Consider the following 17107-nt stretch of genomic DNA (forward strand, 5'->3'; position numbering starts at 1 on the left):
TAATTTATCTAAAAGATGCGTTGATCTTTTAATCCAATTCATCCAATATCTTTTTTGAGCAATCTGGGCAATAACTATGTGTCAATTTTGCTTGAGAATGTTGGTCAATAAATTGTTCTAAATTATCCCAAGTTCCATCATCATTTCGAATTTTTTTACACGAAGCACACATGGGAAGAAAGCCAGAAAGAACTTTCATACGTTTTACGGTATCTTGGACTTTAACTTCCAAATTTTCAGTATAATCCTTCAACTGAAGTGTTATTTGGAAGCGCTCCGCCACTAAGGCCATTAATAACAAATTTGTAAAAGCAATAATGAACAAATAAAATTGAGATAGAAGAACAGCCTGATCAATATCATTAGATGAGAAAGGAGCATCTCCATTGAGAATACCATAAATCATTGATAAGGACACAAGAACCATATGATTAACAGCAATTTGCGGAGAAAAACGGAATACCGCCCAAATTATTAAAGGAAGAATTAAGTATTCAAAGTGATTAAAATCAATGGAAATTCCTACTCCAACTAAAATGATTAATTGAAAAACTATGCTTAGGCCTAAAAAGACGATCAATTCACCCACTTTGCGATAATTATGCCAATCAATAGAGTTTGGATATGATTTTGTCAGAAATATTGGAGATATTATCAAAATTGCCGCCAGATCAGACAACCACCAACTAAACACTGATGAAAAAAAAGCATCGACTGGTAGATAAGAGCCAAAAATTAATGCAGAACTGCCAATAATTCCTGCTGATAAACAAGAAAGTATAGCAACCAAAAGAAATTTGATAAGAGATGACGGATGTATCAAAAAATCTTCCCTAATCCATTTCTTTTCAAAAGAAGTAGAAATAATAAATGGTTGAAGAGAATTACCGGAGGCAATTAAAGCAACCACAATAATTAGTGAAAAGTTAATATTACCAATCATTGTCTTCATATTAACCAAGGCTTCGATGAACGTTCCAATCCAAATACCTATAAGATGAAATTTGGATTTCTTAAAAAGAAAAAGAAAAGTAAACCCGGCTGGCAAGTATAGTGGAAAAACAACATCGGTAGTGTCTTGAATTAAGATAAAACTAATCCTTCCAAGAAAAATGATGAATAAAGTGATAAAAATATTTGCTAAGACAATCTTCCCTGTTTTTGATAATTTCGTTTGATAAGAAATACGAATTTTGTTTAGCATAACAAGATCCATTGAATGAGGAAGCCTAAGTATATTTTTACTTGATAAAGATTTTTCAAATAGATCTTTTTACCGATGCTGGTATATGAAATACAGTACCATGTGAGTAATACACAATTGGGATGATCAAGAAAGTATGGAGAAATTATAAATCCCTATTTTCAGAACAACATGTCACCCATAATTTTTCATGAAACAACGTATTCTCTTAATGACATCCACATCTTAATAAAAGCAAACATCGATTTTAGAGCGTTAAAAGCTAAATTAATCCCAATTAGTAAATTTAGTAAATATTCCAAAGAATAGGTAGACCCAAAACTCAAACCAAAAGGTATTATTGGGAGGAGCAATCCCTTTAATCCTGCTTTCAAAAGCAGAAATCGTATTTCCAAAGAGATTCCCAAAGGTGATCATTTGGCAACAATTTAATATATCTTGGGCTTTATCTACACCATAAAATTTGATTATTGCATGTAAAGATTTGGAAGATGGATGTTCATGGGATTCAGCATAATGCTGAGCAAAAGCTAAAGCAGGAGCTTCATCTATGGAAACTTCTTCAAAATCAAGACACGAAATTTGCCGTATAGATTCAGGATCAAGCCCCGATTCCAAAGCAACCTTAGAATGGAAATAATTACAGTAAACACACCCATTTACAGCTGTAACAGCCAGCATGATTTTTTCTTTAAATTCATCAGAAAGCCGGTTACCCTTCATTGTATCAAAGATGAGTTTTCTATGAGCAATAAAAGATTTCAAATAGTCCCGAAATGTCAAAAAACTGAAATATCTCTTTGAAAACCTCGCTTTATTAATAATTGAGTTATTTTTCTGCAGAAGTATATTAGGAGGATTCAAACACCCAGGTTTTTGTAAAGGATCTTGAATGAATTTTAGTGATTTCATAGATTTCTCTAATACAAATAACTTTAAGACCATTAAAAAGCAGATCATTTTAAATTAAAAGTACTGTAACATATATGATGTAACATGCTAGGGAAAATTGTGCAGAATATCGGAACGAAAAGATGTAATATCTCCATGACATCGAATGTCGTGAAAGGATGGTTCTGCGACAAAGTAAGTATCGTGGGATATCATCTGGAGACATAAGAAAGAAAGTTTGATGTTCTGATCATATATTTTTGAAAAATTAATGAAAAAAATCTCTCAAAGAATTTGTTGCACTATTCAAGATAGAAAAAAATTATGTCTTTCTACAAATAAATTCGCCTTTACCGATAGGAACGAGAATCGTATCAACTCTTTCATCAGATTCAGCAAATTTTATCATAGGTTCAAGTGTTTCACGGTGATTGATCGCATTATCACAGACGAGTAATCCCCCAGGCACTAACTTCGGCACAATTTTGTTGTACACATCGAAATAGAGGTGTTTTTCGCAGTCTAAAAAGCAAAAAGCGACATTGTCGATAGATTCCAAATTAACTAAAGCATCTCCTTCCCGGAGATCTACCCACTTTTCAATCTTCGCAAGTTGAAACGTTTCTTTAGCCAATTCAATCTTTTCTTCCATTAATTCAAAAGTTATGATCTTTTGGTTTCGGATTTTTGCCGCGAGGGAGAGCCACATGGTCGAATATCCTGCACTCGTTCCCACTTCGGTTAAATTTCCTGCCGGTGAACTGCTCGCCATAATTGCCAAAAATTTCCCTGTTTCGGGTGGAATCTGGCGAAGTCGTTGTAATCGTGGAGTTCCATCTTCCCGATCAATGGCATCTTTTTCTTCTAAAACTTTCATTCGTGCCAAAATCTCTTCTGTGATATTGTGAAACATTTAATGACATTTAGATGAAAACGCCTTTATAAATGTTTAAGAAGAACTTAGCAAAATGTTCATGAAAAATTAACTAACCATCTAATAATACGAAAATCAGAACGATACTTCCTTTATGATGAAAATTAAATCAAAAAAATGAGTTTGTGACTAAAAAAAAATGTAAAAATGATAAAAAGAACATTTTCACGGAATTAATAAAAAAAAAAATCTAAATATGATTAAAAAGGGATTTTTTATGATTTTTCGATACGATGGATGGGTGGAGGCATATCGATATTTTCTTCTTGATACTTAATCATTATCCGTTTTACTAATTCATCCTTCAATTTTGAAACTGTTTTAAAATCCTTCGATTTTAAAATAATATTCAAATCAATTGTGAAATCTCCAATATTCTCCCATAATACAGCTGAATCCTTCGAATTATCACTAAAATCACTATTTTTCTGTATATCGTCAGCTAATTCTTTAGTAATTGAATAAACACGATTGATATCTTCATTTTGTGAAATCCCAAGCTTTAAAGAAACAGATTTGGGAAGATTATTTAAACTATAATTGGTAATGGGGGATGATATGAACATTATATTCGGAATGAAAAAATAGTCATTGGAATAGGATCTTAAACGTGTCCCAGTCCATTTTATATCATCTACAAATCCTTTCGACCCTCCAATTTCAATATAATCACCAATCGAAACGGGTTTAGTGGCAATTACGTATAAACCAGATAAAAATGATTCTAATGGGGTTTTTATGGCCAAACCAATTGCAATGCTTGAGATTCCTAATGTTGCGATAAGAGGCGTTATGTCTATGTTGAATGAAGAAAGTAACATCATGATAGCGATAATAAAAATGATGAATTTTCCTAGTTTCAAGAGAATGTTTGGTGTTTTTGATAATTTCTGCTTATATTTCTGATTTCTTATCAAAAAGGTTTCAAAAAGGCTTGAAAAAATAAATGACGACATAACAAATATTAACATCTTACCGATGTTTACCACTGTATTTTTAACGGTTTCATCCTCGAAGCTACTTGCAAAAAAGAGTATCGCAACTATAGAGCTGAGTATAATAATTTGAAATAAAAATTTGCGGAACATTGCAGTTAATTGCGGATTTTCTCCTTTAAAAATGAGCTTTCTACTTATAAGAATTATAACTATGCTTGATAAAACCAGAATTCCTATTTTCATAAGAAATTCAATTTCGAGTAATGTATCCCAATTTATTGTGAGCATATCGTAGTGCACCAAGAAACGAAGTTGATTTTTTACAACTTGTTACATCAGTATGAAAGCACAACTCTTTTAATACTTCTTGTGACATAGACAATAAGAGTGTTTTAAATAGAAAAATTGAATGTGTGCTTCTAATGTGGCTATCAACTTTAATCATATCCCTATGTTTCCTTGCAGTGATAGTACTCTTAGTTCTTGAGAAAGGGAATCGCGTTATACTTGCTATTTCAGGTGCGTTAATTTGTTATCTTTCACTCGTATTTATAGAGAAGGAAACAGATTTCACTCTTTTTGTGGGATTTTTATTCGGAACGAGTGAAGATGGTTTTGTAAATATTCATTCCCTATTATTGATTTTTGGGATGTCATTTATTATCCAAATTGTAAATAAAGCTGGAGTTTTCAAGTTCCTCGCTTTCAAATTGGTATTATTAGTAGCAGATAAACCTAAATACCTGCTTTTCATAATGTGTAGCATAACAATGATCCTTTCAGCAATATTGAATAATATTTTAACTGTTATGATCATTATCCCTCTTACTATTACGATTTCTCGTATTTTAAATATTGATCCTGAGCCTTTTATAATATCACAAGCAATTCTAGTTAATATTGGAGGGACGATGTTTTCAATTTCTTCAATTCCAAATATTTTAATTGCTACCACGGCAGGTATCTCCTTCAATGACTTTTTCCTTAATGTAGGTATCATATCTATTGTAGTTTTCTTCTTCACAGTAGGATTATTCTATTTAATATATGAAAAAAAAATCAGGATCCCTACAGAGAACATAAAAATATTAAAAGAATTTAATCCTTGGAACTTTGTTGCGGATAAAAAACTATTATTCAAATCATCCATAGTCCTAATTATTGTGATAATTTGTTTTATGGCAATTCCATCGACAATCTTGGCACCTGATATTATTTCCTTAATAGGGGCAATGGTTCTGGCAGTTATCTCAAAACTGGATCAAGAAAAATTACTTCAAAGTATTGACATTGAAATAATAATGTACCTTTTAGGCATTTTTATAATAGCAGGCTCGTTAGAATACACCGGTATTTTAAATTACGTAGGGACGTTTATCGGAGCGATTGGACAAGGAAATTCCTTTTTTACAATCCTTTTAATTCTCTGGACATCTGCAATTCTGAGTTCGACTATTGATAACATTCCAATTACAAAAGTACTTATTCCGGTGGTTGGACAAATTGGAGCACAGAATTCTTTGATCATACAAGATAAAATGTTTTATGCTTTATCCTTTGGTGCAAATTGGGGAGATAATTTGACCCCGATGGGCGACAATATCTTAGTTATGAATCTTGCTGCAAAAAATAAACGACCTTTGCGAATGAAAGAATTTTGGAAAGTCGGATTTATTACGACACTTTTTCAGCTTTATCTCTTAACCAGTTATTATGTATTCTTCTTGAATAAATTCATAAGCATCCTAATGCTTATATTATTAATAGTTTTCATATTTCTGGTATATCTAAGAGCATATAATCCAAAACTATTTTTAAAAATTAATATATTCAAGAAAAAGCAAAAAATTGAGGTAAAATAAGCATGGTTTTAAGAAATATGAAAAGTATCAAAGATTTGATCCATGGAGTAATCCATATAATGATGTTTTACAATAATGGAATTGTTTTTCAGACAACTTTTCCTTCTGAGAAGAATATTCCTTTAATTGGAGAGAAATTGTCACTTATAGTCAATCAAATGCAAAATTTGATGAAAATGTATGATGAAAACGAATTATCCTATAAGAAATTAATCTATGAAACTGATAATTATATCATCGCAATAATAAAATTAGGAGAAGAGAGTAATTTAGCATTACTATTGGATAATAGCCCAACAGACTCTTTGGAATTAAAAAAAATCAAAAAATTTATTGATAAGTTAGAAGAACTGATTGACATGGACAAAGAAGAATTGGTTCACGAGAATGCCTAATGCTCTCATCGGTTCCCTCCACTTTTTGTATTCACTTTTATTTTTTTATAACCGCCTCATTTTTGAACATTCTAATATTACTGAGAACAATTTTTCTCTCATATTCTTAAAACTTCACATAATCCTGAGAAGAAATTCAAAATATTTAAATAAAAGTTCAATACAATAGAATTCAAACTCGAGAAACATTTAAAGTGAAGTATTTATTCCTTAATTTGGTTATTTTACATAAAGCCTCAAAATATGAAAAAATATTCATTTTCGCTTAGTAATTGATTTGAAATTAAAATATACATCTTTTTTTTATTATATAGGTTGTAAATTCGCCCTTCCCGATTCTCATTGTTCAATTTTGACTCCCAAATTCCCAATAGGTCAACACTTTGGATAATATTTCGTGGTCGTGGTTAGAATGTTAGTGAAATACTCCCTTGTGGGATTTATATGAAGTTTGATTAATAAACAAAGATGATTAAAAGTTGGAAATCCAAAATAATCGGCATAAAGTGCTTATCCCGAAATGGCTAAGAATTTTTGATATTTTATCTGGGATATTGTATGTGATAGTAGCTTGTCTTAGTATCATAAATTTAGACCATAAGCAAATAGCAAGGGTTTATCTTCTGGCAATTAATCTACTTCTTTTGGGATTTGTAAAAATTATTTCAGGGTTAAATTACAACAAAATTAGCAAAAAAATGTTGGTTCTAAATGCATTTATGGGTATTAGTATTATAGTTTTTGCAATTTACATCATTCTTATTCCAGATATGATTTTTGAATCATTGGTTTTACTAATCTTAATTGCGATAATGGGTCAAGGAATATATCGCACTTTATTTGCAATTTTTAATAAAAAACTAAGTATTTGGGCCACATTTGTAAATTTGAGTATAGGAATTTTAATGATTGCAATTTCCACAATTGTATATCAGACCACAAATTTATCAATTGAGATATTAATAGTACTTTTATCAATCTCCTTTATAATTAATGCTATTGGAAGAATTTTATCGGGCATTTCCGGTTATTATAATAGTAGCAAAATTTTGACAAGATCACAACCTACACGAAAAAATTATAGATTATTTTTATGGATAATGACTTCAGTTATGCTTTTATCGATCGTTTTCGCAATCATATTTTATCCTGAACAATACCTTTGGAACGAAGAATACATTAGCAATTTGGGTCGCATTTCCAGCCGTTCTGGTCTTGAAAACACAACGTCCAGATTAATTTTTACAGTTGGATTCCTGTATGTTAGTGCGAGTATGTTTTTTCTATCTATATTCATATTATTTGATAAAAAACTAAATAAACTTGATGTTTCAAAAAGTATTTTTCTATTCTTATCGGGTGTTGGCTCTTTAGGCACTGCGGTACCAACGGGTTTACCAGAAACATCGTCCATTCACATTTGGGGAACCGCTTTGTTTATCTTTTCATTCATTGTCTTTTTAATTTTATCACATTTTGTAAAATATAAAAAAACCAAACTGAATAAAAGGAAAAAAACAGATGATATTTTTGACAAATCATTTTCGTTTGTTGTAGTTATTTGCACTACACTTTATTTACTTACCTTTCTTTTCAAGATAGAACAGTATGTTTACTTAGCACAGAAAATTGTATTTCTGCTTCTGATAATTTTAGTGCTTTTATTGGATAAAGAAGATTTTAGTGAATCCTTTAAGTAAAATTTAATATTCTATGTTTTTTTCAAATTAGTAATTTAATCATTAGGCGAGTCTGAAATGGTAAAAATATTCATAAGCTTTCGTAAAAACGATGACGAATTTCGGCTAAAAATAAAAGAAGATTTAGAGAATAATCATTTCCATTTCTCTAGTGTATAGAAATACACAGCAGACCATATCAACGAATTTAGTCCACTAAAAATAGAAAAAATAATTAAATCAAAGATGAAATCGTGTCAAATTGTAATTTATTTAGTTGGAAATGCTTCATTTAGAAGTAAATGGCAGGATGCAGAAATGAAGCTTGCTTTAAGGCAAAATTTGCCAATATTCCTAATTCGAATACCAAAAACAACAGGTCCAGTTCCACAACCAGTTAATCATCTACATGCAATAAATTGGGAACCAAAATTAATAATAAGCAAAATTAAAGAAAAAACGAATTCTTTGAATTAATTGGAAATGGGAAAAAAAAACGCTATTGACGAAATAAAAAACAAATAAATTTTCCAATTATCAATTAAAAAAAAATTTTTTTACTTATCTTATTTCTGTTCCTGATCTAGTTTGACATACCCTTGAACACCAGATAGAATTCTTACAACTCCATTTAAGAGAAATATAATTGTAAGGATGACAATGAGAGATAAGAGAGCCAAATCTTGATAGAAAAAGACGAAAATACATATTCCCACTGCGAGTAACCCCACAATCAAATTCATTAAGGTTGCCCAAAATTTTATTTTTTTATTAAAGATAGCAAATAAAATTCTATATAATCCCTGAAGTAACAAACTTGCCCCTACAAGGACTAGTACACCAATTGTTCCCCAATCTGGATAAATAATAGTCAAAATACTTGCAGCAATAAAAATTAGACCTAGGAAGAAATTGAATAACATCCAGCCTTTTGAAACTAGCTTATAATTAATTCCATTCATAATTTTTGCAAAACCCATTAAAAACAAATTTGCGGCTAGAAAATAGACCAAAGTCAGTGTTTCTAATTGCAAATTATAAAATAATGCTCCCGAAATAAGTATATACAGCATACCAATAATTATATTAAATACACGTAGCCAAGGAGGCATTTTAACACCGATTTTCACCATAATTTTCACTCCAAAAATTAGAGTAATTACAATATAGCATTGCAAACTTTATTAATGTGTTAGGAATTTTTTAATTGCAATTTCCAATATTGGCTATTGAAAAATAAGAAATCAAAAGCATAATAAATCAAAATAATGAATTAACTGAGAATTTTGCATTCTTAGATGATTATGTTGTAAAAATATTATTTGAAAGATTTCATCAAGCTGGAAAAAAAGAATAAAAGTTCAATTTAGTAAAAAAGTGTAAAAAACATAGATTTCATGCAAATCGCCTTCAAGCCTCAGAACTCTCAGATTAAGGTCTTAGGATTGAAATAATTGACTTGACACTCCAAAATACCACAATCCTCCTATTTTTGTTCAGAAAAAAAAACTCATTTCGAAAAGAAATTCTTACGCTTAAAATAATATATCATTAAACCTACAACAATAACCATGACGCCGATCAATATTGGATAGGAGGGTTTCCAGTCCAGTTCAGGCATATATTTGAAATTCATACCATAAAAACCAGACATAAAGGACAATGGGATAAAAATGGTTGAAATAATCGTCAAAACTTTCATAATATCATTCATTTTATTACTTACACTGGATAAATAAAGATCAAACATGCCAAAAATAATATCTCGTTGATTATCAATAAGATCGGACAATCTAAATATATGATCATATATATCTCGAAAATAAATTTCTAGTCCAGAGGAAAATAATGGAGATGCTTCTCGTTGAATTTTATTGATTACTTCTCTTAATGGCCATATTGATTTTCGAAAATCATTAACATCTCGTTTCAATCGGTAAATACTTTGTAACAATACCGGTTTAGGGTCATCAATGACAGGATCCTCCAAACTTTCTATGGAGGATTCAATTATATCTATGATGGAAAAGTAAGTATCAATGGTTATATCGATTAAACAATAGAATAAATAATCGGCAAGAGAACTTCGAACTTTACCTTTCGGCAAGGAAATACGCTCTAAAATAGGTAAAAAGAGATTTCCTTCGCGTTCTTCAAATGAGAGAACATAATTTTTTCCCAAGATTAAGCTCACTTGATCATAAGTAATTTCATTCGATGGAGCATCCCAATAAATGTTTTTTAGAACGGTATAAATGTAGGTTCTATAGTCTTCATATTTAGATCTTTGTGAAGTAGCAAAGATATCTTCCATTACAAGGGGGTGTATTTCGAATAAATTTAATACCTGTGAAATTAGATCAATATTTTTTAAACCAATAATTCGAATCCAGCGAACGGATTGTTCAAAATGAGGAGCAACATCACATTTTTCTGTTGTAATTTCTCGGGTTTCAAAATTTTGTTCATTAAATTCGATTATATATGCTTGAGTTTCAAATGCTGCTTTTTCTCCACTATATACAAGAGTTCCAGGAGGTAATCCTTGTTTTTTTCCTTTTTTGTTTCTTTTAATCATTAACCCATTATGGGTAGACAAATCAAATAAATCTTCATACTGATAAATCCAAAATTTAATTGGCTACAATTTCAAGAATGAAAAAAAAAACCGTGAAAAAAAGCAATTTACTGCGCAAAATCCAGTTTCATAAATCATTTTAAATAAAAATGACGAGATATTATATTATGCCAGTCTCTAAAGAAAAATTTCCCAAATATGCAATTCCTTTATTCAACTCTTGGGTTGCATTGTGTAATTTCGCATTAATTATCATTGCTTCAATATGGTATGCAACAAACCCATCAAAACTTGGAAATAATCCAGAATTAGCGTTTGGATTAACAATTGGTATAAATATTCTTAGTTTATTAATGTTAGTCCCATTTCTCAAATTGGATGAAATTCCACGTTTCATTATTGGTGCAATTATCTGGTATATTATAGTTTCTATTGTGTATATAATACTTGGATTATATATTTTTGTCATTTTTGGAACAATTCAACTCATAGCAGATATCTGGCTTGATTTCAAAATCATGAAAGTTGGTTCAAATAGTTAGGATTTTAGATCAATTTCAATGATCTTAGTTTTTTTCTACATTGGTCTTAAAACAGAGGGTTAAATAAATAATCCATACTTCAGATATTTTCTCTTTATGAAGTCCAACTACCAAACAAACTTAGCGATTTACGAACCAAAGTACTATACTTGTCTAATATGGAATACACTTTTTGTTCATTAATTAATTGAACTTGAAGCAAGTTTACTTTTACTAAATTTTGAAGACAATATCGAATGGTAGAAGTAGGGATTTGCTCATTATTAAAACAAATTTCCTTCAATGTTCTAGAATTGTTAGAATTATCTAAATATTCTAAAATTATACGAAAATTTACTCGAAATAAGAAATACCCAACAATGATCTCTTCCCTACTGACACCAAAACATCCAAAGATCTTCATACGTTTCATTTCAAGCGATTTAATAATCTTAAATTCCAAGACTACTTTTTCTATAGTAAAATTAAGATAAAACAATTGATCATTTATTTCTATCGAACATTTTCGTTTCTATGACAGAAGAGTTCAAGTTAGAAAATTCATGATTATAATATCATTTTTTAGAAATGTGAGTTCAAATAAAATGTTTCCTTGATACCGAACAATATTACATGCTTATCAATGATTGAATACACTGTTTGCTCGTTAAGAAGTTCGAAGAAAAAAAAACCCCCTTTGCATTACTCAATTCTTTTTTTTAAATGATATTGGGATTAGAACAGGAGTATTCTTTTTATATTCTTCATAATCATCTTGTCCACCCCATTTCTTATCTGCATAATCTTCTAATAGAGGGAGCCCACTTATCTTTGTTAATAGAAACAAGACAAAAAGTGGTGAAATTAAAGCAAACCATCTCCAACCTTGAAGGGTGGTAATTGAAATTAGTGCAATACCAACCCATAGAGTGATTTCACCAAAGTAGTTAGGATGGCGAGAAATGTCCCACAATCCCCCATGAATAAATTTTCCTTGATTGGCTGAATCTTCTCTAAATTTCTTTTTTTGGTGATCTGCAAGTGCTTCAAAGTAAAAACCAAGAATCCACAACAAAACACCAAGGATCATTGTTATCCAATCCCAGATCCCATAATCCAGTTTTGGAGCAGTTAATGCTGCAAGTGCAGCAGCAGTAGTAAAACTGACCCATAAACCTTGAATATTCCATGCTCTGAAGAATTCAAGACCAGATTTTTTCATTTCTGTAAAGCGTTTATCTTCTCCTGCCTTCACAATTCTTTTAAATAGAAATAAACCAAGGCGTAAAGTCCATATCAGCACCAATATCAAAATTATTATCGATCTAAAGTCAAAAGCTCCCACTAAAATTGTCGATAAAATAATAACTGTGATATATGTAAAAGATCCTGTAAGATCATAATATTTTTCTGTTTTAAAAATGAACGATGGGATAAAAACAATCCATTGGATACCAAAGGCGATGATTACCATCAATCCATAAATAGGAAAACTACCAAAAACAGTCGTACCACCATAACTAACAGCAAATGCTAACCCCACAGCGATTAAACACACAATTAGATTTTGAAAAATTATATTCCAGTTTTTTTTTTCCATTTCAATACTTCCAAAATTCTTAGCGATATCAAATGATAATCTGTATTATGAAGTTAAATTCCTTTACCAAATTTTTTATCAACGCTTTGTTTATACTGCTTTCTTTTTTGTATTTTTCAACAATTTGATTTTATAATATATAATTCTGGAAAGAAAATCAATACTTATCATTTCCAAAAGAAAATTGATTTCTGGTCCATTATGAGAAAAATCCTTTACTATGAATGATTGTTTTCTTTATAGATTACAAAATTTTAGTTGTAATAGATAATTTTGTGTCGAAAAATATTAATAGAAGTGTGAGTATAGTTTTTTTCATGGTTGAAATTCGAAAACAATTTTGCTCATGCATATTATTAATCGTTGGTATTGGATGTTTTATCGGGATATTGTTTAACCAAAATAACAAGTATGATGAAAGTTTTGAATTTTTGGAAAGTGATCTTTCTATGTCTGGAATTTTAGAAATAGAAACTCCAGAAGAAAATAAAACAGAATATCTTATATCCAAACTAGAGATCACTATTAAATCAGAATCTATTGAAGATTTGAAAAATAGGTTTACTTATGATAATATTGAATTCCGTCTTCATACTCTATGGGTTTTTAATAATAATTCCATGGACTGGATTTTTACTCCTAATACACTCATGTTAAATTTTACCAAAGCAAATCTCCCGACACTCAATGATATATGGTACTATAACATTTTTGCTGGAGATTATGAGCTTAGTGATCCTGAAGCGGATAATATTGAATTCAGTATTAGACTAAAAGATACAATTTCACCATATGTTTATACATTTCCGGCAACAATATTGACCCCGATCTTAGTATAGTTCTTCAATTATAAGAATGTAGTTTAAAAAACGTTATCCTAATCATCTTAACAATTTTTTTTTGTATAATTATAATTTGAAATGAATTCTGTAAATAGGATATGAAATATAACTATGAAGCATTATATACCATTTTATCATAGTTACAGTATGTCATCAGTAGAATCACATGAGACAGAAGAAGATGTAATCAAACCATCATCTTTTTCAAAAAAAATCAATTCTGCAACAATTGCGTTAATTGTGGGAATTGTTGTTAGTTTATTGCTTATTTTGGCAATTTGGTTATTAACGCCAAATCTTGCTCGTTTTGAGGACATATTACTCCCAGATCAAGGTGCAGCGTGGTATTTTTGGAAATTACCAGAACGAAATTCATGGATACTGTTATCGGCTTGGTTATTGTATGCTATTCACCAAATTTTCATTTGGGCAACCATCTTTCTTGCTCAGAAGAATAAATATAAAACAACATCCGAACTGAAGAAATTAAACTACTTTTCATTATTTGGAAATCTATTCTTCATTCTATTACATATTATTCACACACAATTATTTTATGATAAAACAGCGCAAGACATGCCAGTATGGACCTCCCAAGGAAGTGTGATTTTGATGCTTTCTATTATTATAGTGATGGAAACCCCTCGAAGAGGATTCATATTGGGTAAAAAATTAAATTTTAAAAAGGAAGTTATAAAATTCTTCCGTAAATATCATGGATATTACATCTCTTGGGCATTAATTTACACCTTTTGGTTCCATCCTGCCACTGGAACTTTGGCTCATATTTGGGGATTCTTCTATATGTTCTTATTATTGCTTCAAGGGTCATTAATGTACACAAAAATTCACACAAATAAGTATTGGACGGTAATTTTGGAATCTTTGGTGGCAATTCATGGGGCTTTAGTAGCCGTCTGGCAAGCTCAAGCAGCAGGTATTGCCCTAAAAGATAGTATGTGGCCAATGTTCTTCTTAGGATTTGCCGCTATGTTCGTGCTTGCCTACATGTATGGTTTAGGATGGCCAAAATATGTTCAAATAATCATTTCCAGCATCTATGTGCTATTTATGGTATGGCTCTATAGTAGCTGGGGATATGGTCGAGATTTTAGTAAATTGATTTCCTTTGAGTTCTTATGGATCCCAATCATATTGTTTGGAATTGCCTTAGCATTTGGATATGGAGGAAATTTAATAGTTAAGTTGAAAAAATCTTCAAAAACGGAGGCTTAACTTTTTTTAATCATTTTATTACTATCAAATTCAACATATTTTTACAACCACATTTCCCTTTTTGTGCCCTTTTTCGACATATTTATGAGCTTCGATTATATCCTCAAACGGATAAGTTCTATCTATGACAGGTTTTAATTTTCCCTCAATAATCAAATCTTTTAGAAAATTTAATTGTTCCACTTTCAGTTTACCTGAAGTTTTATGAATATCCAAATAAACACCTGTTTTTTTAAGAAGTTTTTGTCCAATTTTAGGAGGAAGTTTGCTCACTGCATCAAAGATAACATCATATTGAAGACCTTGTTGGGTCAAATCTTCTTTCGTATAATCAATGACTCTATCTGCTCCCAGAGTTTTTACCAGGTTTAAATTTTTAGTACTACAAACCCCAGTAACTTCCCCACCAAAATACTTCGCTAGCTGCACTGCATATGTTCCAGTACTTCCAGAAGCGCCATAAATTAATACTTTTTGACCTCTTTGAATCTTTGCCTTTCTTATATTGTGTAATGCAGTGAGTCCACCTCCAGGAACCGCAGCTGCTTCTTCAAATGACAATAATCTTGGTTTTATTGCAATAATCCCATTTTCTGAAAAGCACTTATATTCCGAATACCCACCCATATTTTCATCAAATGTTGAAGCAAAAACTTGGTCTCCGATTTTAAATTTTGTCACTTCACTTCCAACAGCTTCAATTTCACCCGCTAATTCCATTCCAAGTATGGGACGCTTGGGTTTTTTGAAACCCAAATACATATGGGCCATCAATCCCATTCCCCGAGGAACTATAAAACTTCGCATCCGGATATCCCCAGAAGTTACAGTGGTAGCATGAATTTTAATTAAAACCTGATGTGCTTTAGGACGAGGTTTCTCAACTTCTTTTATCTCCAGAACTTCGGGAGCCCCAAATTTTGTATATATTATCGCTTTCATGTAAGGTTATCTCTATAAATTAATTTGATTGGAGTTTGATTAAAATATTTCTCTTTTTATAATCCTTTTCCATATATCGATGGATTTCATCGATTATGTTGTATCAATAAGTTCTATTAGCAATAATTTTTATTAGTAATTCCAAATCAAATATCATACCCACCTTTAACATTCTCTGAAAATTGATCCCATCGCAATTTTTCTTTTTCAGAAACAATACTTCCAATTTGCGAAATAACATAATCAATTAACACATTTAATTTATGGAATGAATCCAATCCAGAAAGATCTACTATTTTAGATGAGTTATTTATTCCTTCATCCGCAATTTGTTGAAAATTTGATATTTTAAAAAATTCATCTATAATTTCAGTTAGATAGGCATCATTTCGTTTATGCTCATAACTGTTTTCGATTACAGAATTCATTTTTTTAGAAATTGATTTATAAAAATCATCTATAACCACTAGTTCCGTACATTCATAAGAATCGCGAATTCTTATTGAAAATTTTCTAAATTCTTCCCACACATGGAGATGTTGTAGAAGATACGGATAAAAGATAGAATTAAGAGCGATACTTAATTCCCCATGGAATATCTTACCAGGAGAATCCCAGAATTGAGTACTTAATTTATTGATGGGGGCAGGATTTATAAATTCAATTAAAGATTTTCCGATGATTCCTTGAGGATGTATCAATGCAGGAATGATAGTAGTTCCCGAGATTCTATGAATTCTAATTGCACTTTGAGGGGTAGTAATTAGCATCGAGTATTTTCCCTCGATTAACGGAACCGAAAGATTATGTTTCTTGGAATAATCTTGAAGTATTACAATAACTCCATTTGATTTTAGATGATCAAGCATTTTTACTTTTAATTCACTAAAATTTGAGTGTGCAAGGGGATGTAGATTAGTCAATCCAGGGCGGCTTAAGATATTTTCATACATAATTTGATTTCGAGCGCGATTAATTACCATGACATTATATTTATTTGGATGGTAAACTAGACCTGCAATCAAATGAAAATACATCCCGGTGTGAGTGCCAAGAATTATCGCCCCATTGCCTTTTAATAGAACTTGGTCAAGGTATTCAATATTTTCAAATTCTATAAATTGTGATAACGTATGTGGATAAATATTAGGGGAATATAGCATTGCATCAAACACCATCGATACCATGTATTTTGAATTTGCTAAGCAAATCATTTCCTTGCTTTTTTCAGATATTTTTTCCTGAAATAAACAATCGAGACCCGCTTTCATTATTTTTCTTAATTTTGGTTTATACACAAAAAGATGTCCAAATAAATGGCCAAATCCATATAAAAATGAAGGTGGAATAAAGCGAAATGGTAGAAATAATTTATATCTATGGATAAAACTCATTAATTTAAAAAAACCTTTCAGTTGATCGGCTCTGTTTTTTTTTATAGTTTTTTGCGCTTGATTATCTTTCATCTACAAATATAGTTTTGTG

Annotated in this window: 17 protein-coding genes; 7 read left to right on the plus strand and 10 right to left on the minus strand. The window is 30.6% G+C overall.

All coding sequences use genetic code 11. From position 1 onward, the window contains the following. Positions 1-28: 28 nt before the first annotated feature. From NEF87_RS02850 to NEF87_RS02865, 4 genes are all read right to left on the minus strand, one after another. Positions 29-1216, minus strand: coding sequence for an MASE1 domain-containing protein (locus tag NEF87_RS02850; RefSeq protein ID WP_457918554.1), 1188 nt, complete (start codon positions 1214-1216; stop codon positions 29-31). A 255-nt stretch (positions 1217-1471) separates the two neighbouring features. Next, complete coding sequence (locus NEF87_RS02855) at positions 1472-2116, minus strand: carboxymuconolactone decarboxylase family protein (RefSeq protein WP_457918555.1); 645 nt, start codon at positions 2114-2116, stop codon at positions 1472-1474. A 301-nt stretch (positions 2117-2417) separates the two neighbouring features. Further along, positions 2418-3008, minus strand: coding sequence for an O-methyltransferase (locus NEF87_RS02860; RefSeq protein ID WP_457918556.1), 591 nt, complete (start codon positions 3006-3008; stop codon positions 2418-2420). A 236-nt stretch (positions 3009-3244) separates the two neighbouring features. Then, entirely contained in the window at positions 3245-4255 is a 1011-nt protein-coding gene (locus tag NEF87_RS02865; RefSeq protein WP_457918557.1) for a mechanosensitive ion channel family protein, read from the minus strand. A 134-nt stretch (positions 4256-4389) separates the two neighbouring features. Here NEF87_RS02865 and NEF87_RS02870 point away from each other — a divergent pair, with 134 nt between their 5' ends. From NEF87_RS02870 to NEF87_RS02885, 4 genes are all read left to right on the plus strand, one after another. After that, positions 4390-5829 carry an SLC13 family permease gene (locus NEF87_RS02870; protein ID WP_457918558.1) on the plus strand — a complete coding sequence of 480 codons (1440 nt, stop codon included), beginning with the start codon at positions 4390-4392 and terminating at the stop codon, positions 5827-5829. A 2-nt stretch (positions 5830-5831) separates the two neighbouring features. After that, positions 5832-6224, plus strand: coding sequence for a hypothetical protein (locus NEF87_RS02875; RefSeq protein ID WP_457918559.1), 393 nt, complete (start codon positions 5832-5834; stop codon positions 6222-6224). Between the two features lie 479 nt (positions 6225-6703). Continuing rightward, on the plus strand, positions 6704-7924 hold the full coding sequence (locus tag NEF87_RS02880; protein ID WP_457918560.1) for a hypothetical protein: 1221 nt from the start codon (positions 6704-6706) through the stop codon (positions 7922-7924). A gap of 201 nt (positions 7925-8125) precedes the next feature. Beyond that, a complete protein-coding gene (locus tag NEF87_RS02885; protein ID WP_457920116.1) occupies positions 8126-8380 on the plus strand; it encodes a TIR domain-containing protein in 255 nt (84 codons plus the stop codon). An 89-nt stretch (positions 8381-8469) separates the two neighbouring features. On the opposite strand, the gene NEF87_RS02890 is transcribed toward NEF87_RS02885, so the two are convergent. After that, positions 8470-9036 (minus strand): DUF308 domain-containing protein, encoded by a 567-nt coding sequence (locus NEF87_RS02890; RefSeq protein ID WP_457918561.1) that lies wholly within the window; start codon positions 9034-9036, stop codon positions 8470-8472. A 377-nt stretch (positions 9037-9413) separates the two neighbouring features. Beyond that, complete coding sequence (gene corA, locus NEF87_RS02895; RefSeq protein ID WP_457918562.1) at positions 9414-10481, minus strand: magnesium/cobalt transporter CorA; 1068 nt, start codon at positions 10479-10481, stop codon at positions 9414-9416. Positions 10482-10648: 167 nt separating this feature from the next. Between corA and NEF87_RS02900 the strand changes: the two genes are divergently transcribed. Continuing rightward, complete coding sequence (locus tag NEF87_RS02900; RefSeq protein ID WP_457918563.1) at positions 10649-11023, plus strand: hypothetical protein; 375 nt, start codon at positions 10649-10651, stop codon at positions 11021-11023. 94 nt (positions 11024-11117) lie between these two features. Here NEF87_RS02900 and NEF87_RS02905 read toward each other — a convergent pair whose 3' ends face one another. After that, positions 11118-11426, minus strand: a complete 309-nt coding sequence (locus tag NEF87_RS02905; protein ID WP_457918564.1) for a hypothetical protein — start codon at positions 11424-11426, stop codon at positions 11118-11120. Positions 11427-11708: 282 nt separating this feature from the next. Continuing rightward, positions 11709-12602 (minus strand): DUF1295 domain-containing protein, encoded by an 894-nt coding sequence (locus NEF87_RS02910; RefSeq protein ID WP_457918565.1) that lies wholly within the window; start codon positions 12600-12602, stop codon positions 11709-11711. Between the two features lie 317 nt (positions 12603-12919). Here NEF87_RS02910 and NEF87_RS02915 point away from each other — a divergent pair, with 317 nt between their 5' ends. Continuing rightward, positions 12920-13441, plus strand: coding sequence for a hypothetical protein (locus NEF87_RS02915; RefSeq protein WP_457918566.1), 522 nt, complete (start codon positions 12920-12922; stop codon positions 13439-13441). 150 nt (positions 13442-13591) lie between these two features. Continuing rightward, entirely contained in the window at positions 13592-14680 is a 1089-nt protein-coding gene (locus tag NEF87_RS02920; RefSeq protein ID WP_457918567.1) for a hypothetical protein, read from the plus strand. A 30-nt stretch (positions 14681-14710) separates the two neighbouring features. On the opposite strand, the gene NEF87_RS02925 is transcribed toward NEF87_RS02920, so the two are convergent. Together NEF87_RS02925 and NEF87_RS02930 are read right to left on the minus strand one after the other, a co-directional pair. Further along, positions 14711-15622 carry an NAD(P)-dependent alcohol dehydrogenase gene (locus NEF87_RS02925; RefSeq protein ID WP_457918568.1) on the minus strand — a complete coding sequence of 304 codons (912 nt, stop codon included), beginning with the start codon at positions 15620-15622 and terminating at the stop codon, positions 14711-14713. A 146-nt stretch (positions 15623-15768) separates the two neighbouring features. Beyond that, a complete protein-coding gene (locus NEF87_RS02930; RefSeq protein ID WP_457918569.1) occupies positions 15769-17088 on the minus strand; it encodes an LpxL/LpxP family acyltransferase in 1320 nt (439 codons plus the stop codon). Between the last annotated feature and the right edge of the window lie 19 nt (positions 17089-17107).

It is taken from the genome of Candidatus Lokiarchaeum ossiferum (assembly GCA_025839675.1).
Taxonomy (GTDB): Archaea; Asgardarchaeota; Lokiarchaeia; order Sigyniarchaeales; family Promethearchaeaceae; genus Lokiarchaeum; species Lokiarchaeum ossiferum.